Origin of the sequence: Klebsiella sp. CN_Kp066 (assembly GCF_040065135.1) — a bacterium.
In the GTDB taxonomy this organism is placed as follows: Bacteria; Pseudomonadota; Gammaproteobacteria; order Enterobacterales; family Enterobacteriaceae; genus Klebsiella; species Klebsiella oxytoca.
Genome location: NZ_JBEAIU010000058.1, coordinates 1 through 17,922 on the forward strand (window position 1 = coordinate 1; position 17,922 = coordinate 17,922).

The following is a 17,922-nucleotide window of genomic DNA, read 5'->3' on the forward strand; positions in this document are numbered from 1 at the left end:
GCAGTTGACTTTTAATCAATTGGTCGCAGGTTCGAATCCTGCACGACCCACCAATGTAAAAAAGCGCCCTAAAGGCGCTTTTTTGCTATCTGCCATTTCCTCGAAAATCACAACAATCCGCAATACTTTAATGCTGCGTTATTCTACCGTCGCGGTGTGTTTACCGTGGCTACAATTGGCACAGGCCAGTAGCCCGGACAGATGCGCAGCATCGCCTCCGGGAAATGGTCCCTGAGGGCAAAATTCCTCACGACATTTTCTGCACAATCGGCTATCTTGTTTAGCATATAAAACACCATTACCGAATAATGCCGTTTTGCGGGCGTTATTGCGGTTTTAAAGTTAAGCCAGTGAAACGAGACTGCAAGATGAGCGTAATGTTTGATCCGGAAGCGGCAATTTATCCCTTTCCCCCCAAGCCCATGCCGTTAAACCGCGATGAGAAGCACTTCTATCGTGAAAAAATTAAACGCCTGCTGCGTGAACGCGATGCGGCAATGGTGGCCCATTACTACACCGACCCCGAAATTCAACAACTGGCTGAAGAGACCGGTGGCTGCATCTCCGACTCTCTGGAAATGGCGCGCTTCGGCGCCCGACATTCCGCCTCTACGCTGCTGGTCGCCGGCGTACGGTTTATGGGAGAAACGGCAAAAATCCTCAGCCCGGAAAAAACCATCCTGATGCCCACGCTGCAGGCGGAGTGTTCATTGGATCTTGGCTGCCCGATCGAGGCGTTCAGCGCTTTTTGTGACGCTCACCCGGACCGTACCGTTGTGGTCTATGCCAATACCTCTGCGGCGGTTAAGGCTCGCGCCGACTGGGTTGTGACCTCCAGTATAGCAGTGGAACTCATTGAGCATCTGGATAGCATGGGGGAAAAAATCCTCTGGGCGCCGGACCGCCATCTGGGCAGCTACGTGCAAAAACAGACCGGCGCCGACGTGCTGTGCTGGCATGGGGCCTGTATTGTTCATGATGAATTCAAAACTCAAGCGCTGGCAAGAATGAAAGCGCTATATCCGCAGGCTGCGGTTCTGGTTCACCCGGAATCACCGCAGGCGATCGTCGATATGGCCGATGCGGTAGGTTCAACCAGCCAGTTAATCAGTGCGGCAAAAACGCTCCCGCACCAGCAGCTGATTGTCGCCACCGACCGGGGGATTTTTTACAAAATGCAGCAGGCGGTGCCGGAAAAAGAGCTGCTGGAAGCCCCTACGGCAGGCGAAGGAGCGACCTGCCGCAGCTGCGCGCACTGTCCGTGGATGGCGATGAATGGCCTGCAGGCTATTGCTGAAGCGCTGGAGAACGGGGGCGCTGAACATGAAATTCATGTTGATGAACAGCTGCGTACCGGGGCGCTGGTTCCGCTAAACAGAATGCTCGATTTTGCGGCTACACTTCGGGGATAGTTCATTACTGCGTCACAGTACGCTCTGGGGATAAGATGGATTTTTTTAGTACGCAGAATATCTTAGTTCACATACCCATTGGCGCCGGGGGATATGATCTGTCGTGGATTGAAGCCGTCGGTACTATCGCAGGCCTGCTGTGCATCTGGCTGGCGAGCCTGGAGAAGATCGTCAACTATGCCTTTGGGTTAATCAACGTCACGCTGTTTGCCATTATCTTTTTTCAGATCCAGCTGTACGCCAGCCTTCTGCTCCAGGTCTTCTTCTTTGTTGCCAACGTCTACGGCTGGTATGCCTGGTCACGACAGACCAGCGATAACCAGGCTGAGCTGCAAATCCGCTGGCTACCGCTGCCGAAAGCGTTAGGCTGGCTGGCGGCCTGCGTGGTGGCGATTGGCCTGATGACGCTATTTATCGATCCGGTTTTTGCGTATCTGACCAGGATTGCCGTTGCGCTGATGCACGCCCTGGGCCTGCAGGTCGTTATGCCGGCGCTGCAGCCAGACGCATTCCCGTTCTGGGACTCCTGCATGATGGTACTCTCGATTGCGGCGATGATTCTGATGACCCGAAAATACGTTGAAAACTGGCTGCTGTGGGTGATCATCAACGTTATTAGCGTCGTTATTTTTGCCCTCCAGGGGGTTTATGCGATGTCGCTCGAATATTTGATTCTGACATTCATCGCCCTCAACGGCAGCCGGATGTGGATTAATAGCGCGCGTGAGCGAGGCTCTCGCGCGTTTTCCCGCTAGTGGTGATGGTGATGGCCATGCCCGGCGTGCGTCATGTTGAGACGGCACTCCGGGCCGCTGCAGGGCTGATACTCCATCTGCACCGTTACGTGTCCAATTTCGTACTTATGCTGTAAGAAATGTTGGATCCGTTCCAGCAGGCCATCGTGATCGTGCGGCGGTACCACCTGCACGTGCAGCGTCATCACCGTTTTTTCGCCGACCAGCCAGGCGTGGACGTGATGTACATCGCGCACCTCCGGTATTGAGCGACGCAGATCGCGCTTTAGTGCCTCAACATCAAGCGAGCGCGGCGCCCCCTCCAGCAGTTCGTTGACGCTCTCCTGCAGCAAACGCCAGGCGCTGCGCAAAACCAGGCACGATACCAGCACGGACAGGATGGGGTCGATAGGCGTCCAGCCGGTCGTAAGGATCACGACAGCGGCAATAATCGCCCCGACCGAGCCGAGTAAATCCCCCAGCACATGCAGAGCGGCGGCCCGCACATTGAGATTACGTTCTTCACTGCCGCGATGCAGGATCCAAAAGGCCAGAATATTAGCCAGCAGGCCGGCAACCGCAATAACCATCATCGTTTTACCGGCCACCGGCTGCGGATGATGAAAGCGCTGAATGGCCTCCCAGACGATGAGGATCGTAATGACCACTAAAGCAATGGCATTGAGAAAAGCCGCCAGCGTGGTCAGCCGCAGCCAGCCAAAGGTATGTTGCGCATTCGGCGGTCGACTGGCGAAACGCACTGCCAGAAAGGCGAACAGCAGCGCTGCCGCGTCCGTCAACATATGCCCGGCATCGGCCAGCAGCGCCAGTGAACCTGAAATGAGTCCGCCTGCGACCTCAACCACCATGAACCCGGCAGTAACGCAGAACGCCAGCAGTAGCCGACGGGCATTTTTATCTTCGGTGGGTTGCGCAGAATTATGCGAGTGTGATTGCCCCATGGTGCCTTCCGTACATTATTATTTTGATGATTACTTTATGACATGATTCCCTTTCTGGGGTGAATAAAATGAAAAAAAGGAGAGCCTTAGCTCTCCTCCCTGGGGTCCGGCACTCAGCTTACTGGGTGGTACCGTCGGTTTTCGTCGCTTCGTCCTGACCGACTTTTTTATCAGTATCCGGACAGCGGCCATCTTTGCACATTGAGTTTTTGTGCACTTCGTCGCTCGACATGCCGTCATGGTTCATGGTCGAGCCGTCAGGGTGGAGCATGGTGCCGTTGGTATCGGTGGAACCGGAGTTGATTTTACCGTTGTCGACGTTGTTTGGCGCCACGTTTTCACGCGCATCGGGGGCGACCTGGCCCGCGTCGGCCGCTGCGTTCGCTTGCCCATTATTCGACTGCGCCCCGGTATCGGCGGCCAGTGCCGCGCCGCTGGCCAGACCAAGGGTTGCTGCGAGGAGAAGACTGGTTAGCTTATTCATTTTCATTGGATGCTCCTGTTATGTCGATTTGTCGAATTACCTCTTCCAACAGTGCATTTGCCGGAGGTTTGACTCGTTGTGGTTAAAGCTTCGGTGATAGCAAGCGGCATTAATATATAATGCTGAATGCTAAAGAAAATTAAGTTCTAACAGTTAAAAATTATAGCTTGTGGCCACTATTCCGCGACTTTATGGCGTTTTTTAGCCTATTTCCAGGAATATTCTGCCGCTACTGTAAAATCACGTTTACACTTTTTGCATGAAGAGATAGATTGGAGGGATTGCATTTCACTGGATAAGTATGGCAACGCTGGAAATAAGATGAATTATCAGAACGACGATTTACGTATTAAAGAGATCAACGAATTATTACCTCCCGTTGCGCTCCTGGAAAAATTCCCCGCTACCGAAAATGCTGCCAATACCGTTGCGCATGCTCGTAAAGCGATCCATCAGATCCTGAAAGGGAATGACGATCGCCTGCTGGTGGTCATTGGGCCCTGCTCCATTCACGATCCGGCGGCGGCAAAAGAGTATGCTGAACGTCTGCTTAAGCTTCGTGAAGAGCTAAAAGGCGAGCTGGAAATCGTGATGCGCGTTTATTTTGAGAAACCGCGTACCACCGTCGGCTGGAAAGGGCTGATCAACGATCCGCATATGGATAACAGCTTCCGCATCAACGATGGCCTGCGTATCGCGCGCAAGCTGCTGCTTGATATTAACGACAGCGGGCTGCCCGCGGCGGGGGAATTCCTCGATATGATCACGCCGCAGTATCTTGCCGATCTGATGAGCTGGGGCGCGATTGGCGCGCGGACCACGGAGTCGCAGGTGCATCGTGAGCTCTCTTCCGGCTTGTCCTGCCCGGTTGGATTTAAAAACGGCACCGACGGAACCATCAAAGTGGCTATCGACGCCATTAACGCCGCCGGCGCGCCGCACTGTTTCCTGTCGGTGACCAAATGGGGGCATTCGGCAATTGTGAACACCAGCGGTAATAGCGATTGCCATATTATCCTGCGCGGCGGAAAAGAGCCGAACTACAGCGCGCAGCACGTTGCCGAAGTGAAGGTCGGTCTGGCGAAAGCAGGTCTGCCCGCTCAAATTATGATTGATTTCAGCCACGCCAACTCCAGCAAACAGTTTAAAAAGCAGATGGATGTCGGCGCTGACGTATGTCAGCAGGTTGCCGGCGGCGAGCGGTCGATTATGGGCGTGATGATTGAAAGCCACCTGGTGGAAGGCAATCAGAGTCTTGAAAGCGGCGAGCCGCTGACCTACGGTAAAAGTATTACCGATGCCTGCATCGGCTGGGAAGATACCGATACACTTCTTCGCCAGCTGGCCGAGGCGGTAAAAGCGCGTCGCGGTTAAGTCTGCAGCGAACGGCGCAAAAAAAAGCGTGGATTGCTCCACGCTTTTTTTACATCCTGCGAGGATTACTTCGCTTTGCCCTGGTTGGCAACGGCAGCCGCTTTCGCGGCGATCTCGTCGGCGTTACCCAGATAGTAGTGTTTGATCGGCTTGAAGTTTTCGTCAAACTCATACACCAGCGGTACGCCAGTCGGGATGTTCAGTTCAAGGATCTCTGCTTCGCCCATATTGTCGAGGTATTTCACCAGCGCACGCAGGGAGTTGCCGTGAGCGGCGATAATCACGCGCTCACCGCTTTTCAGACGCGGCAGAATCGTTTCGTTCCAGTATGGCACAACGCGGTCGATGGTCAGCGCCAGACTCTCGGTCGTCGGCAGTTCTGCATCGGTCAGTTTGGCGTAGCGCGGATCGTGGCCCGGATAGCGCTCATCGTCTTTGGTCAGCTCCGGCGGCGTTACCGCAAAGCCGCGACGCCACTGTTTAACCTGTTCGTCACCGTATTTTTCAGCGGTTTCCGCTTTGTTCAGGCCCTGCAGCGCACCGTAGTGGCGTTCGTTCAGTTTCCAGGATTTCTCAACCGGCAGCCAGGCCTGATCCAGTTCGTCCAGCACGTTCCACAGGGTGTGGATGGCACGTTTCAGCACAGAGGTATAAGCAAAGTCGAAGCTGAAGCCTTCTTCTTTCAGCAGCTTACCGGCCGCTTTTGCTTCACCAACGCCTTTTTCAGACAGGTCAACGTCATACCAACCGGTGAAACGGTTTTCGTTATTCCATTGGCTTTCGCCGTGACGAACGAGTACCAGCTTAGTTACAGCCATACACTTACTCCTCAATACACGTCATCTTTCGCGCCGCCTCGTCGTTGGCTACTTTCACTCACCCTGGTCACATAGTTCACTATGTTCCCGGGGATTTGCTCATTTGCCGCCTTGATGCGACCCGAAATCTGTAGTGTGTATATTTATTGATTGATAACTATTCTCATTATATTGCCGCGATTTACCTCACGGCAATGCTTATCCCTAACCATAGCGAAAATAGTGGCTCAGTGTAAGGTGCTTGTAAAACAGAGGTTATGTTTTTGTCTGTAAGTGACGTAATTTTCAGCAAAATGATATAAAGCCCTCCATCGGGAGGGCCAGAGGCTATCGAGCGATAAACTGATATTCCGTCAGGCTGACGTACTCTTCGCCGGGGCGCAGTACACAATCCGGCTGCGGCCATTCCGGATGATTCGGAGAATCTGGAAGGAACTCGCTCTCCAGAGCCAGGCCCTGCCAGTCATCGTACGCCTGCGCTGTGCGCGACGGCGTGCCGCCAAGATAGTTGCCGGAGTAAAACTGCAACGCGGGGGCGGATGTATAAACCGTCATCTGTAGCTTTTCGTCCTGCGACCAGACGTGAGCGGCCGGAGTATCGGCATTCCCCAGCGCCTGTAGCAGGAAGGCATGGTCATAACCTTTTACTTTTTGCTGATCTTCGTCGCGCAGGAAGTCGTCCGCCAGGGTTTTCGGCGTGCGGAAATCGAAGCTGGTCAGGGTGACGTTTTGCAGATCTCCCCCCGGAATACCGTCGCTTTCGACGGGCAGATAAACATCGGCAAAAATTTGCAGCTTATGGTTGCGCACGTCGCTCTGCACGCCATCGAGGTTGAAATAGACGTGGTTTGTCAGATTCACCGGGCACGGCTGGTCCACGGTGGCGCGATACTCAATAGCGATCCGGTTATCGTCGGTCAGGCGGTAGTGCGCGGTTGCCGTCAGATTACCAGGATAGCCCTGATCGCCATCGCGGGAGGAGAGAGAAAACAGCGCGTGGCGAGCGTCAGCGCTAACAATTTGCCAGCGGCGCTTATCAAAACCTTCCGGTCCGCCGTGGAGCTGATGGCCAGCCTCGTTGGAGGGCGTCAGATTGATGAGCTGGCCATCCAGGGTAAAGCGGCTGTTGGCAATACGGTTAGCGTAACGGCCTACGGAAGCGCCAAGGTAAGCGGCCTGGCGCGTATAGTCGCCGGGGGTTGCGCAGCCGAGCAGCGCTTCTCGTTCGCTACCGTCCGCCAGGGGCACGCGCGCGGAGAGCAGCGTCGCGCCCCAGTCCATCACGGTGACCGTCATGCCTGCGTCGTTACGCAGGGTAAGAAGATTCCATGGCTGGCCGTCCGGCGCCAGCTCCGTTGTTTGCTTTAGCATTGCCCGGCTCCCTGCGACGGTTTGCAGACGTAGAAGGTCTCTTTAATGCCCGTTTTCGCTTCATACTCTCTGGCAACGGCCTGCTGCACGGTATCAACCAGCTCCTCCGGCACCAGCGCGACGATACAGCCGCCGAAGCCGCCGCCGGTCATGCGAACGCCGCCTTTGTTGCCGATGGTCGCTTTGACGATCTCTACCAGGGTATCAATCTGCGGTACGGTGATTTCAAAATCATCGCGCATGGAGGCGTGAGATTCCGCCATCAGTTCGCCCATCCGCTGCAGGTCGCCTTTTTCCAGCGCCGATGCGGCTTCTACGGTGCGGGCGTTTTCAGTCAGCACGTGGCGAACGCGTTTGGCGACCACCGGATCAAGCTCGTGAGCCACGGCGTTGAACTCTTGCAGCGTGACGTCGCGCAGAGCCGGACGCTGGAAGAAGCGCGCGCCGGTTTCGCACTGCTCGCGACGGGTGTTGTATTCGCTGCCTACCAGGGTGCGCTTAAAGTTACTGTTGATAATCACTACCGCGGCGCCTTTCGGCATCGACACCGCTTTCGTCCCTAAGGAGCGGCAGTCGATCAGCAGAGCGTGATCTTTTTTACCAAGCGCGGAGATCAGCTGGTCCATAATGCCGCAGTTGCAGCCGACGAACTGATTTTCCGCTTCCTGGCCGTTCAGGGCAATTTGCGCGCCATCGAGCGGCAGGTGGTACAGCTGCTGGAACACCGTGCCGACGGCGACCTCCAGCGAAGCCGAGGAGCTTAACCCGGCGCCTTGCGGCACGTTACCGCTGATCGTCAGATCCGCGCCGCCGAAGGCATTATTCCGCTGCTGGAGATGCTTCACCACGCCGCGGACATAGTTTGACCACTGCTGGGTATCGTGGCTGGTAATCGGCGAGTCGAGAGAGAATTCATCGGTCTGATTGTCGTAATCGGCGGCAATCACCCGCACGGTACGATCGTCGCGCGGCGCACAGGCGATAACCGTCTGGTAATCAATGGCGCAGGGCAGCACGAACCCATCGTTATAGTCGGTATGTTCGCCGATCAGGTTAACGCGGCCTGGGGCCTGGATAACATGGCTGGCCGGGTAGCCAAATTTCTCAGCAAACAGGGCTTGGGTTTTCTCTTTCAGACTCATGGTTATACTCCGGATTCGCGAAAATGGACGTCGCTCACAGAGCGCAGACGCTCGGCGGCCTGCTCGGCCGTCAGGTCACGCTGGGTTTCAGCCAGCATTTCATAGCCGACCATAAATTTACGCACCGTGGCGGAACGCAGCAGCGGCGGGTAAAAATGGGCGTGCAGCTGCCAGTGATTATTCTCTTCATCGTTAAACGGCGCGCCGTGCCAGCCCATGGAGTAGGGGAATGAGCACTGGAACAGGTTGTCGTAACGACTGGTCAGCTTTTTCAGCGCCAGCGCGAGATCGCTGCGCTGGTCGTCGGTCAAATCAGTCAGGCGCTGGACGTGCGCTTTTGGCAGCAGCAGCGTTTCAAAAGGCCACGCGGCCCAATAAGGAACCACGGCGAGCCAGTGGTCAGTGTCAACGATAGTACGACTACCGTCGGCTAATTCGCGCTGCACGTAATCCACCAGCATCGGCGCGCCGTGCTCGGTGAAGTACGCTTTTTGCAGACGATCTTCGCGTTCCGCCTCATTAGGCAGAAAGCTGTTGGCCCACACCTGCCCATGGGGGTGCGGGTTGGAGCAGCCCATCGCCGCCCCTTTATTTTCAAAGACCTGCACCCAGGGGTAGCTCTTTCCAAGGTCGGCGGTCTGCTCCTGCCACGTTTTAACCACGCCTTCCAGCGCCTCAACGCTCAGTTCCGGCAGCGTTTTGCTGTGATCTGGCGAGAAGCAGATGACCCGGCTGGTGCCGCGGGCGCTCTGACAGCGCATCAGCGGATCGTCGCTTTCCGGGGCATCAGGGGTATCGGTCATCAAAGCCGCAAAGTCATTGGTAAAAACAAACGTGCCGGTGTAGTTCGGGTTTTTGTCGCCGGTGACGCGGGTATTGCCCGGGCACAGGAAACAGTCCGGATCGTGCGCGGGCAAGGTCTGCTTTGCCGGCGTTTCCTGCGCCCCCTGCCAGGGGCGCTTGGCGCGATGCGGAGAAACCAGAATCCACTGCCCGGTTAACGGGTTATAACGACGATGTGGATGGTCGACGGGGTTAAATACGCTCATGAAGGTTCCTTAGTCTGGATAACCCTGCGGATGACGGGACTGCCAGTGCCAGGTGTCCTGCGCCATTTCGTCAAGGTTGCGCGTCACGCGCCAGTTCAGCTCGCGGTCGGCCTTTTCAGCGTCCGCCCAGTAGGCCGGGAGGTCGCCTTCGCGGCGCGGCGCGAAGTGGTAGTTAATCGGTTTGCCGCAGGCTTTGCTAAAGGCATTGACCACGTCGAGTACGCTACTGCCGACGCCTGCGCCAAGGTTATAGATATGCACGCCGGCTTTGTCGGCCAGTTTTTCCATCGCCGCGACGTGGCCGTCGGCAAGGTCCATGACGTGAATGTAGTCACGTACGCCGGTGCCGTCTTCGGTTGGGTAGTCGTTGCCAAATACCGCCAGCGATTCACGGCGCCCGACCGCGACCTGCGCGATATACGGCATCAGGTTGTTCGGAATGCCCTGCGGGTCTTCGCCCATATCGCCCGATGGATGGGCGCCAACCGGATTGAAGTAGCGCAGCAGTGCGATGCTCCAGTCCGGCTGCGCTTTTTGCAGGTCAGTCAGGATCTGCTCAACCATCAGCTTGCTTTTGCCGTACGGGCTCTGCGGAGTACCGGTCGGGAAGCTCTCGACATAAGGAATTTTGGGCTGGTCGCCGTAGACGGTGGCGGAGGAGCTGAAAATAAAGTTTTTCACGCCCGCAGCGCGCATAGCGGAAACGAGTTTTAGCGTTCCGGTTACGTTGTTGTCGTAATATTCAAGCGGTTTGGCGACGGATTCCCCGACGGCTTTCAGGCCGGCAAAATGGATCACCGCTTCAATGGCGTGATCGTGAAGAATTTCCGTCATCAGCGCTTCATTACGAATATCGCCTTCAACAAAGGTGGCGCTTTTGCCGCCGAGACGTTCAATGATTGGCAATACGCTGCGCTTACTGTTGCAGAGATTGTCGAGAATAATCACGTCGTGTCCCTGCAGTAGCAGTTGAACGCAGGTGTGACTTCCAATGTAACCGCTACCACCTGTAACCAGTACTTTCATGATTCGCTCCAATAGGCTTATCGTGTGAGAAGAAGATAGCATACCAAAGAAGGTAAAAGTGTGACACAGGGCAAATTGGTGGAATCGTTTACACTAAAATTTCCAGCCGTAGCTTTTAAGATTTTTTGATTATAGAACAGGGGGTTAATTTATGGTCAGGCTATTATTCTGAAAAAATAAGGGATCCGCAGACCCCTTTACAGGCTTATTTTTCCAGCGGGCCGACCCGGTAGGTGTAACCGTCTCCACTGCTCACAAATGCCAGGCGATGGGTGATGCAGTCGGGAGCGTCTTCTGCATGGTGGGAGACAAACAGCAGCTGCGTCGCCCCTTCGCTAATGAGCACATCAACAAAGCGGCGCACCAGCTGGCGGTTGAGCGGATCCAGCCCCTGCAGCGGTTCATCGAGGATCAGCAGGGTAGGGTGCTTGACCAGCGCGCGGACGATCAGCGCCAGCCGCTGCTGCCCCCAGGAGAGGCTATGGAACGGCGCATCGGCGGTGCGTTTATCAATCCCCAGAATATCCAGCCAGTTCTGCACCAGCTTATGCTGTTTGTCGGAAACGGCCTGATAGATGCCAATCGAATCGAAATAGCCCGAGAGAATCACGTTACGTACGTTGGTGCTGACGCGGTATTCAAGGTGCAGGCTGCTGCTGACGTAACCGATATGCTTCTTAATATCCCAGATCGTTTCCCCGCTGCCGCGGCGGCGGCCAAACAGGGTCAGGTCGTTACTATAGCCCTGGGGATGGTCGCCGGTGACCAGGCTGAGTAGCGTCGATTTACCGGCGCCGTTGGGGCCGACTATCTGCCAGTGTTCGCCGGGATTTACCGTCCAGTTCAGATGATTAATGATGGGGCGGTCATTGTAGGAAACCCTGCCGTCGTTGAGCACGATGAGCGGCGCATCGTCGTCCAGCCCAAGACGCGCGGCCGGGGCGTCGGGCTCCGGCAGCGTCATGCCATCAAGCCTTTCGCTGTGGGCCAGCTGGGCAATGAGCGCCTGCTGCAGCAGGGCCTGCTTTTCGCCGGTTTCGCTCAGAACACACTCCGCCAGCACGCCGGCAAACTGAACGAACTCCGGGATTTCATCGAAACGATTAAGAACCAGCACCAGGGCGATCCCTTCGCCGTTGAGCGTGGCCAGCAGCGCCGCAAGCTGCTGGCGTGAGGCGACATCAAGACCGTCGAACGGCTCATCAAGGATAAGCAGGTCGGGGTCGCCCATCAGCGCCTGGCACAGCAGAGTCTTACGCGTTTCTCCGGTAGAGAGATATTTAAAGCGGCGCTCAAGCAGGTGGCTGATAGCGAACTGTTCTGCAAGGCGGGCGCAGCGGGAGGGGTCTTTAATCTCATCCTGGATAATTTCCGCTGTCGTGCGTCCGGTATCTTCTTCTCCGGGGCTGAGCAAGTCCGTGTTGTTGCGCTGCCACTCATCGCTGACCAGCTTCTGCAGCTGTTCAAAAGAGAGGCGGGTAACGCGTGCGAACGTATTCTCGCGCTGTCCGCTGAGCAGTGTCAGCTCTCCGGATAGCGCCCGCGCAAGGGCCGACTTCCCGCTGCCGTTGCTGCCGACGAAAGCCCAGCTCTCGCCAGCCTGCACGCAGAGTTGTTCAATATTTAACGTTTTGGTGTCGCTCAGGCGAAACGTACCTTGCGAAATTTGCAATGATGACATTGTGTATCCCACTTTTTGCAGCGATTTATTTCAGGGATACGTCTTCACGCCCACAATGTCAATGGCGTTAGCATAACGTGGCGAGAATGATGCGATCGGCATTGAAATATGCTATCGCTTCCGCGCCTTCGGCCAGATCGCGCGTCTGTTCCACCGGCAGGGTGGCGCAAAGGCTTTGACCATCCGGGAGCGCCATCAGTACTTCGCACTGCTCCGGCCCGCGTTCGATGCGGCTGATTCGGCCGGACAGCTGATTATCAGCCTGTACCGCCTGCGCGGCATCCAGGGTGATGCCAACCCACGGCGCCTTCAGCAGCACTAATACTTCCTGGCCTTCATCCAGACCAAGACGATCGGCGCTCTGGGCAGTAATCGCGACTTTGAGACGGGTTTGCCCGTCGGCCAGCAGGACCTCTACGTGCTGCTGAACCTGCTGATGGTCGCGGCCGGTAATCGTGCCGAACCACTGGTTGCGCGCGCTGGTCTGCAGAGAGAATCGCGAAATGGCGGCCAGCAGGCTGTCGAGGGGAAGGGCGTCATCATCGCTCAGGACATCGAACGCTTTCTGCTGAATCTGCGCCAGCAGGTCGTAGAGCTGAATCAGCCGCTGCCCGTAACGGGTGAGGACCGCGCCGCCGCCGCCTTTGCCGCCGGTCGCCCGGTCAACCAGGGTCTGCTCGCTGAGCTGATTCATTTCATTAATGGCATCCCATGCGCTTTTATAGCTGATGCCGGCATTTTTGGCCCCCTGGCTAATGGAGCCTGTCAGGTCAATTTGCTTCAGCAGGGCGATACGACGGGGATCGGCGAACAGGCGCTGCTGTAATTTAAGGGTAAGGAGAATTTCGGCCTGCATAATCATGTCCTGATGAAAAAAAGGTATTGTGACCGATAGCGGTCATCTTGCAAGATGCTTCTGCGGCGGCAGCCCGTGAGGCACCGCACAAATGGGGCGTGTTTTTCCGGCGGAATTCGTTACAATAAAGTATTCGTACTTTCTGGAGCCAACCATGTTAGAGCTATTGAAAAGTCTGGTTTTTGCCGTAGTCATGGTCCCTGTGGTGATGGCTGTCATCCTGGGGTTGATTTACGGGCTGGGCGAAGTGTTTAACCTCTTCTCCGGAGCCGGCCATAAAGACAGCAGGCCGCAAAACCACTGATTTCCCCCGCGCCCGGTTTGACCGGGCGTTTTTATTTTTCCCCCTTCGTTTGATCCTCCGCTCATTACCCCTAATTTTCTCTGGGAAAGTCCTGGCTCTATCGTTATATTGTCAGCTACATAACGAACCTACGGGAGATTCAGATGGCAGGTCAATGGTTACGCTTTTTTGCCGGAACAACGTTAACGCTCTGCGTTGCCGGTCACGCGCTGGCGGATGAGGGCAAAGTGACGGTTTTTGCCGCAGCATCGCTCACTAACGCCATGCAGGATATCGCTAAAGAGTATGAGAAAGAGAAGAACGTTGAGGTTGTCTCTTCATTTGCTTCTTCATCCACGCTGGCGCGCCAGATTGAAGCGGGCGCGCCGGCGGATCTGTTTATCTCCGCCGATCAAAAATGGATGGATTACGCGGCCGGGAAAAAGAGCATTGATTCTGCTTCTCGGACGACCCTTCTCGGTAACAGCCTGGTTGTCGTGGCGCCAAAAGCCAGCGCGCAGGGCGAGATAAACATCAATGATAAAACCGACTGGACCAGCCTGCTGAAAGGCGGCCGCCTGGCCGTAGGTGACCCGGAACACGTGCCTGCTGGCATCTATGCGAAAGAGGCGCTGCAAAAGCTGGGAGCCTGGGAAACCCTGTCGCCGAAGCTGGCGCCGGCAGAGGACGTGCGCGGCGCGCTGGCCCTGGTTGAACGCAGCGAAGCGCCGCTGGGGATCGTCTACGGCTCCGATGCGGTCGCCAGCAAAGGCGTAAAAGTCGTCGGAACCTTCCCGGAAGATTCCCATAAGAAGGTGGAATATCCGCTGGCTATCGTCGACGGGCATAACAGTGCGACGGTCAGCGCGTTTTATGACTATTTAAAAGGGCCGGAAGCTTCCGCCATCTTTAAACGTTACGGATTCACTACCCACTAATGTTCTTAAGCGATCCTGAATGGCAGGCGGTACTGCTGAGCCTGAAAGTCTCCTCCCTGGCGGTGGTACTGAGCTTGCCTTTTGGCATCTTTTTCTCCTGGCTGCTGGTGCGACGAGATTTTCCCGGTAAAGCGCTGCTCGATAGCGTTATCCACCTGCCGCTGGTGCTGCCGCCGGTGGTGGTGGGCTATCTGTTGCTGATTGCGATGGGGCGCCGCGGCTTTATCGGCAGCTGGCTATATGACTGGTTTGGGCTGAGCTTTGCGTTTAGCTGGCGCGGCGCGGTGCTGGCGGCGGCGGTCATGTCCTTTCCGCTGATGGTGCGGGCCATTCGCCTCGCGCTGGAAGGGGTGGACATCAAGCTTGAGCAGGCGGCGCGTACCCTGGGCGCTGGGCGCTGGCGCGTATTTTTCACTATTACGCTACCGTTGACGCTACCCGGTATTATCGTCGGCACCGTGCTGGCTTTTGCCCGTTCGCTGGGCGAGTTTGGCGCCACTATCACTTTTGTTTCCAATATTCCCGGTGAAACGCGTACCATCCCTTCGGCAATGTATACCCTGATTCAGACTCCCGGCGGCGAGGGCGCAGCCGCGCGTTTATGCTTGATTTCGATTGTGCTGGCGCTGGTATCGCTGCTGATTTCCGAATGGCTGGCCCGCCTCAGCCGTCAGCGGATGGGGAAATAACATGCTTGAACTCGATTTTACCCAGACGCTGGGAACCCACTGTCTGCAAATCCGCGAGACGCTCCCTGCCAGCGGCATTACAGCGGTATTCGGCGTCTCTGGCGCGGGAAAAACCTCGCTGATCAACGCTATTAGCGGCCTGACCCGCCCGCAGCAGGGGCGCATTGTCCTTAACGGCAGAGTGCTAAACGATGTTGAAAAACGTATCTGCCTGGCGCCGGAAAAACGCCGCATTGGCTATGTTTTTCAGGACGCGCGCCTGTTTCCGCACTATAAAGTGCGCGGCAATCTGCAATATGGCATGGCAAAAAATATGGCCGGACAGTTCGATAAGCTGGTCGATCTGCTCGGCATTGCGCCACTGCTTGATCGGCTACCGGGAGGACTCTCCGGCGGAGAAAAACAGCGGGTCGCGATTGGCCGGGCGCTGCTTACCGCGCCGGAGCTGCTGCTGTTAGATGAACCGCTGGCATCGTTGGATATCCCGCGCAAGCGCGAGCTGTTGCCCTATCTGCAGCGGCTGGCGCGCGAAATTAACATCCCGATGCTGTACGTCAGCCACTCTCTTGATGAGATCCAGCACCTGGCGGATAACGTGCTGGTGCTGGAGGCGGGGAAGGTGAAAGCCTTTGGCTGCCTGGAAGAGGTGTGGAGTAGTAGCGTGATGCACCCCTGGCTGCCCGAGGATCAGCAAAGTACCATTCTGAGCGCGATTGTTGCCGCCCAGCATCCGCAGTATACGATGACCGCCCTGGCGATCGGCGACCAGCAGATATGGGTCAACCGGCTTGACAGGCCGCTGGGCGAAACCGCGCGCATCCGCATTCAGGCCTCGGACGTGTCTCTGGTACTGCAGCCCGCTCAGCAAACCAGTATTCGCAATATTTTGCCCGCGGAGGTTATGCAGTGTATTGAAAGCCATGGGCAGGTTGAGGTCCGGCTGGAGATAAGCGGCCGCACGCTGTGGGCGCGCATCAGCCCCTGGGCTCGCGATGATCTGGGCGTTGCCCCGGGCCAGCGGCTGTATGCGCAGATAAAAAGCGTGTCGATAGCCGCCTGATTACAGCAGGTGGCGATAGATGTAGTCGGCGATGCTGGTGGTTTCGTTTTCACCGATCACCACGTTGGCGCGCGCTTTCACTTCCTCTACCGCGTTGCCCATCGCTACGCCGGTGCCGGCGGCCTCCAGCATGCTGAGGTCGTTATAGTTGTCGCCGAAAGCGATAACATCCTGCATTGACAGTCCCCGGGACGCCACCCACTGCGCCAGGCGTTTACCTTTACTGTTGCCTTCCCGGGCAATATCCACCTGATCGTGCCACGACCATTCGCACTCCAGGCCCAGCGTCTGGCCAACGTGCAGGGCAAAGCGCTGCAGTTTGGCGGTATCTTCATCGGTCAGGGCGAATTTCCACACGGCGTTAACTTCGCGCGCCGCCTGCGCCAGAGAGTCGACCTGAGTAAATACCGGGCGCTGCTCGACGGGCAGAGACTGGGCCCAGTTGGCAGTGCGGATGACGTGCCCGGTCGGCTGCTCGTAGAGCATGGCGTCATCAACGTACATCAGGCCGTGAATATCATGCTGGTTCAGCAGCTCCGTCAGGCTCAGGGCTTTATCGACCGGCATCGGATCGGACTCAAGCACCTTTTTTGCATGATAATCATACAAATAAGTACCATTGCAGCAAATTGCAGGTGTATCGAGAGCCAGTGCCTGATAAAAAGGATGGATAGCGACGTGATGTCGTCCGGTGACGACAATGATCTGGTATCCAGCGTCTTTGGCGCGAGCCAGCGCGTCGAGCGAGGCGGGGAGGATGGTCTTTTTGCCGGTTAAGAGCGTGCCGTCTAAATCCAGGGCAATCACGCGTGAGGTCATGTGTTGTTTCCGGTTAATGATGAAAAGTTAGCAGGCTATGATGGTACACCGCTGTGCCATTCCGGCAAACTTTTCAGCATCTACCGCTAAAGAGCCGATACACTTGATCTTTCAGGCTGCCTGGAGGCAATCTGAAAAATGTTGTGTATGCGTATTGTATTTTTCAGGGCGCCGTTAGTCTGAAAAATGAAATTTCCACGTGCAGTGAGGAAGGAGTATTCATGAAACAAACCGTTTATACCGCCAGCCCGGAAAGCCAGCAGATTCACGTCTGGGATCTGGATCCTGAGGGGAAACTGACGCTGGTGCAGGTTGTTGATGCCCCGGGGCAGGTGCAGCCGATGGTGGTGAGCCCGAACAAAGAGTATCTCTACGTCGGCGTGCGTCCGGAGTTTCGCGTACTGGCCTACCGCATTGCGCCCGATAATGGCGCCCTGACCTTCGCTGGCGAAGCCGCGCTGCCCGGTAGCCCAACGCACATCTCTACCGATCATCAGGGCCGCTTTGTGTTCAGCGCATCCTATAACGCGGGCTGCGTAAGCGTTACGCCGCTGGTGGACGGCCTGCCGCGGGAAGCGGTGGCGGTGGTGGAAGGGCTGGAAGGCTGCCACTCGGCAAATATTTCCCCGGACAATCGCACCCTGTGGGTTCCGGCGCTGAAACAGGATCGTATCTGCCTGTTTACCCTGAGCGACGACGGTTTCCTGGCTGCCCAGGAACCGGCTGAGGTGACCACCGTTGAAGGCGCTGGCCCGCGTCATATGGTCTTCCATCCGAACCAGCAATACGGCTACTGCGTTAACGAACTGAACAGCTCCGTTGACGTATGGGAGCTGAAGGATCCACACGGCAAAATCGAGTGCGTGCAGACGCTGGACATGATGCCGCCTGATTTCACCGGCGTTCGCTGGGCGGCGGATATTCACCTGACGTCCGATGGCCGTCACCTCTACGCCTGCGATCGCACCGCCAGCGTTATTACCATCTTTAGCGTTTCGGAAGACGGCAGCGTGCTGTCCATCGAGGGCTATCAAAATACCGAAACCCAGCCGCGCGGCTTTAATCTCGATCATAGCGGCAAATTCCTCATCGCTGCCGGTCAGAAATCGCATCATATTGCGGTGTATGAAATCGAAGGCAAGCAGGGGCTGCTGCAGGAAAAAGGGCGCTATGCCGTAGGCCAGGGCCCGATGTGGGTGGTGGTCAACGCTCGTTAAGCCCGCA

General features: G+C 56.5%; 19 protein-coding genes. 8 read left to right on the forward strand and 11 right to left on the reverse strand.

Going from position 1 to position 17,922, the window contains the following annotated elements; translation table 11 throughout:
• Nucleotides 1-143: 143 nt before the first annotated feature.
• Nucleotides 144-299 carry a hypothetical protein gene (locus ABLV75_RS25460; protein WP_313769907.1) on the reverse strand — a complete coding sequence of 52 codons (156 nt, stop codon included), beginning with the start codon at nt 297-299 and terminating at the stop codon, nt 144-146.
• Nucleotides 300-368: 69 nt separating this feature from the next.
• Here ABLV75_RS25460 and nadA point away from each other — a divergent pair, with 69 nt between their 5' ends.
• Together nadA and pnuC are read left to right on the forward strand one after the other, a co-directional pair.
• Entirely contained in the window at nt 369-1,412 is a 1,044-nt protein-coding gene (gene nadA, locus ABLV75_RS25465) for a quinolinate synthase NadA (protein WP_004100341.1), read from the forward strand.
• A 35-nt stretch (nt 1,413-1,447) separates the two neighbouring features.
• Complete coding sequence (pnuC, locus tag ABLV75_RS25470; protein ID WP_004100343.1) at nt 1,448-2,167, forward strand: nicotinamide riboside transporter PnuC; 720 nt, start codon at nt 1,448-1,450, stop codon at nt 2,165-2,167.
• On the opposite strand, the gene zitB is transcribed toward pnuC, so the two are convergent.
• Nucleotides 2,164-3,108: a CDF family zinc transporter ZitB gene (gene zitB, locus ABLV75_RS25475; RefSeq protein WP_004100345.1), complete on the reverse strand. Its 945-nt coding sequence runs from the start codon at nt 3,106-3,108 to the stop codon at nt 2,164-2,166. The two genes, pnuC and zitB, sit on opposite strands and share 4 nt — an antisense overlap.
• Nucleotides 3,109-3,226: 118 nt before the next feature.
• On the reverse strand, nt 3,227-3,598 hold the full coding sequence (locus tag ABLV75_RS25480; protein WP_004100346.1) for a YbgS-like family protein: 372 nt from the start codon (nt 3,596-3,598) through the stop codon (nt 3,227-3,229).
• Nucleotides 3,599-3,913: 315 nt separating this feature from the next.
• On the opposite strand from ABLV75_RS25480, the gene aroG reads away from it, so the two are divergent.
• Nucleotides 3,914-4,966 (forward strand): 3-deoxy-7-phosphoheptulonate synthase AroG, encoded by a 1,053-nt coding sequence (gene aroG, locus ABLV75_RS25485; RefSeq protein ID WP_004100348.1) that lies wholly within the window; start codon nt 3,914-3,916, stop codon nt 4,964-4,966.
• Nucleotides 4,967-5,031: 65 nt separating this feature from the next.
• On the opposite strand, the gene gpmA is transcribed toward aroG, so the two are convergent.
• The 7 genes from gpmA to modE form a co-directional block, all read right to left on the reverse strand.
• Nucleotides 5,032-5,784, reverse strand: coding sequence for a 2,3-diphosphoglycerate-dependent phosphoglycerate mutase (gene gpmA / locus ABLV75_RS25490; protein ID WP_004100351.1), 753 nt, complete (start codon nt 5,782-5,784; stop codon nt 5,032-5,034).
• A gap of 327 nt (nt 5,785-6,111) precedes the next feature.
• The gene (gene galM / locus ABLV75_RS25495; protein ID WP_004100353.1) at nt 6,112-7,155 is read right to left on the reverse strand and encodes a galactose-1-epimerase; all 1,044 of its coding nucleotides are present in this window, start codon (nt 7,153-7,155) and stop codon (nt 6,112-6,114) included.
• Nucleotides 7,149-8,297, reverse strand: coding sequence for a galactokinase (gene galK / locus ABLV75_RS25500; protein WP_004100356.1), 1,149 nt, complete (start codon nt 8,295-8,297; stop codon nt 7,149-7,151). Before galK ends, galM begins: the two co-directional genes overlap by 7 nt.
• A gap of 2 nt (nt 8,298-8,299) precedes the next feature.
• Entirely contained in the window at nt 8,300-9,346 is a 1,047-nt protein-coding gene (galT, locus tag ABLV75_RS25505) for a galactose-1-phosphate uridylyltransferase (RefSeq protein WP_004100358.1), read from the reverse strand.
• A gap of 9 nt (nt 9,347-9,355) precedes the next feature.
• A complete protein-coding gene (galE, locus tag ABLV75_RS25510) occupies nt 9,356-10,372 on the reverse strand; it encodes a UDP-glucose 4-epimerase GalE (protein WP_004100360.1) in 1,017 nt (338 codons plus the stop codon).
• 205 nt (nt 10,373-10,577) lie between these two features.
• Nucleotides 10,578-12,053: a molybdate ABC transporter ATP-binding protein ModF gene (gene modF / locus ABLV75_RS25515; RefSeq protein WP_004100362.1), complete on the reverse strand. Its 1,476-nt coding sequence runs from the start codon at nt 12,051-12,053 to the stop codon at nt 10,578-10,580.
• Between the two features lie 67 nt (nt 12,054-12,120).
• Complete coding sequence (gene modE, locus ABLV75_RS25520; protein WP_004100364.1) at nt 12,121-12,909, reverse strand: molybdenum-dependent transcriptional regulator; 789 nt, start codon at nt 12,907-12,909, stop codon at nt 12,121-12,123.
• 154 nt (nt 12,910-13,063) lie between these two features.
• Here modE and ABLV75_RS25525 point away from each other — a divergent pair, with 154 nt between their 5' ends.
• The 4 genes from ABLV75_RS25525 (at nt 13,064) to modC (ending at nt 15,879) form a co-directional block, all read left to right on the forward strand.
• Nucleotides 13,064-13,213, forward strand: a complete 150-nt coding sequence (locus tag ABLV75_RS25525; RefSeq protein ID WP_004848993.1) for an AcrZ family multidrug efflux pump-associated protein — start codon at nt 13,064-13,066, stop codon at nt 13,211-13,213.
• Between the two features lie 143 nt (nt 13,214-13,356).
• Nucleotides 13,357-14,130, forward strand: a complete 774-nt coding sequence (gene modA / locus ABLV75_RS25530) for a molybdate ABC transporter substrate-binding protein (protein ID WP_004100368.1) — start codon at nt 13,357-13,359, stop codon at nt 14,128-14,130.
• Entirely contained in the window at nt 14,130-14,819 is a 690-nt protein-coding gene (modB, locus tag ABLV75_RS25535) for a molybdate ABC transporter permease subunit (protein ID WP_004100370.1), read from the forward strand. Before modA ends, modB begins: the two co-directional genes overlap by 1 nt.
• 1 nt (nt 14,820) lies before the next feature.
• Nucleotides 14,821-15,879 (forward strand): molybdenum ABC transporter ATP-binding protein ModC, encoded by a 1,059-nt coding sequence (gene modC / locus ABLV75_RS25540; RefSeq protein WP_004100372.1) that lies wholly within the window; start codon nt 14,821-14,823, stop codon nt 15,877-15,879.
• On the opposite strand, the gene ABLV75_RS25545 is transcribed toward modC, so the two are convergent.
• Nucleotides 15,880-16,698 carry a pyridoxal phosphatase gene (locus ABLV75_RS25545; RefSeq protein WP_004100374.1) on the reverse strand — a complete coding sequence of 273 codons (819 nt, stop codon included), beginning with the start codon at nt 16,696-16,698 and terminating at the stop codon, nt 15,880-15,882.
• A gap of 221 nt (nt 16,699-16,919) precedes the next feature.
• On the opposite strand from ABLV75_RS25545, the gene pgl reads away from it, so the two are divergent.
• Nucleotides 16,920-17,915 carry a 6-phosphogluconolactonase gene (gene pgl / locus ABLV75_RS25550; RefSeq protein WP_004100376.1) on the forward strand — a complete coding sequence of 332 codons (996 nt, stop codon included), beginning with the start codon at nt 16,920-16,922 and terminating at the stop codon, nt 17,913-17,915.
• The last annotated feature ends 7 nt before the right edge of the window (nt 17,916-17,922 follow it).

Excerpts from the sequence above, each read along its gene's own strand:
- ABLV75_RS25545 (WP_004100374.1), bottom strand. The coding sequence starts at position 16,698 with ATGACCTCACGCGTGATTGCCCTGGATTTAGACGGCACGCTCTTAACC.
- modE (WP_004100364.1), bottom strand. The coding sequence starts at position 12,909 with ATGCAGGCCGAAATTCTCCTTACCCTTAAATTACAGCAGCGCCTGTTC.
- gpmA (WP_004100351.1), bottom strand. The coding sequence starts at position 5,784 with ATGGCTGTAACTAAGCTGGTACTCGTTCGTCACGGCGAAAGCCAATGG.
- galM (WP_004100353.1), bottom strand. The coding sequence starts at position 7,155 with ATGCTAAAGCAAACAACGGAGCTGGCGCCGGACGGCCAGCCATGGAAT.
- modA (WP_004100368.1), top strand. The coding sequence starts at position 13,357 with ATGGCAGGTCAATGGTTACGCTTTTTTGCCGGAACAACGTTAACGCTC.
- aroG (WP_004100348.1), top strand. The coding sequence starts at position 3,914 with ATGAATTATCAGAACGACGATTTACGTATTAAAGAGATCAACGAATTA.
- galE (WP_004100360.1), bottom strand. The coding sequence starts at position 10,372 with ATGAAAGTACTGGTTACAGGTGGTAGCGGTTACATTGGAAGTCACACC.
- galT (WP_004100358.1), bottom strand. The coding sequence starts at position 9,346 with ATGAGCGTATTTAACCCCGTCGACCATCCACATCGTCGTTATAACCCG.
- pgl (WP_004100376.1), top strand. The coding sequence starts at position 16,920 with ATGAAACAAACCGTTTATACCGCCAGCCCGGAAAGCCAGCAGATTCAC.
- modF (WP_004100362.1), bottom strand. The coding sequence starts at position 12,053 with ATGTCATCATTGCAAATTTCGCAAGGTACGTTTCGCCTGAGCGACACC.
- zitB (WP_004100345.1), bottom strand. The coding sequence starts at position 3,108 with ATGGGGCAATCACACTCGCATAATTCTGCGCAACCCACCGAAGATAAA.
- nadA (WP_004100341.1), top strand. The coding sequence starts at position 369 with ATGAGCGTAATGTTTGATCCGGAAGCGGCAATTTATCCCTTTCCCCCC.
- galK (WP_004100356.1), bottom strand. The coding sequence starts at position 8,297 with ATGAGTCTGAAAGAGAAAACCCAAGCCCTGTTTGCTGAGAAATTTGGC.
- ABLV75_RS25525 (WP_004848993.1), top strand. The coding sequence starts at position 13,064 with ATGTTAGAGCTATTGAAAAGTCTGGTTTTTGCCGTAGTCATGGTCCCT.
- ABLV75_RS25460 (WP_313769907.1), bottom strand. The coding sequence starts at position 299 with ATGGTGTTTTATATGCTAAACAAGATAGCCGATTGTGCAGAAAATGTC.
- ABLV75_RS25480 (WP_004100346.1), bottom strand. The coding sequence starts at position 3,598 with ATGAAAATGAATAAGCTAACCAGTCTTCTCCTCGCAGCAACCCTTGGT.
- modC (WP_004100372.1), top strand. The coding sequence starts at position 14,821 with ATGCTTGAACTCGATTTTACCCAGACGCTGGGAACCCACTGTCTGCAA.
- pnuC (WP_004100343.1), top strand. The coding sequence starts at position 1,448 with ATGGATTTTTTTAGTACGCAGAATATCTTAGTTCACATACCCATTGGC.
- modB (WP_004100370.1), top strand. The coding sequence starts at position 14,130 with ATGTTCTTAAGCGATCCTGAATGGCAGGCGGTACTGCTGAGCCTGAAA.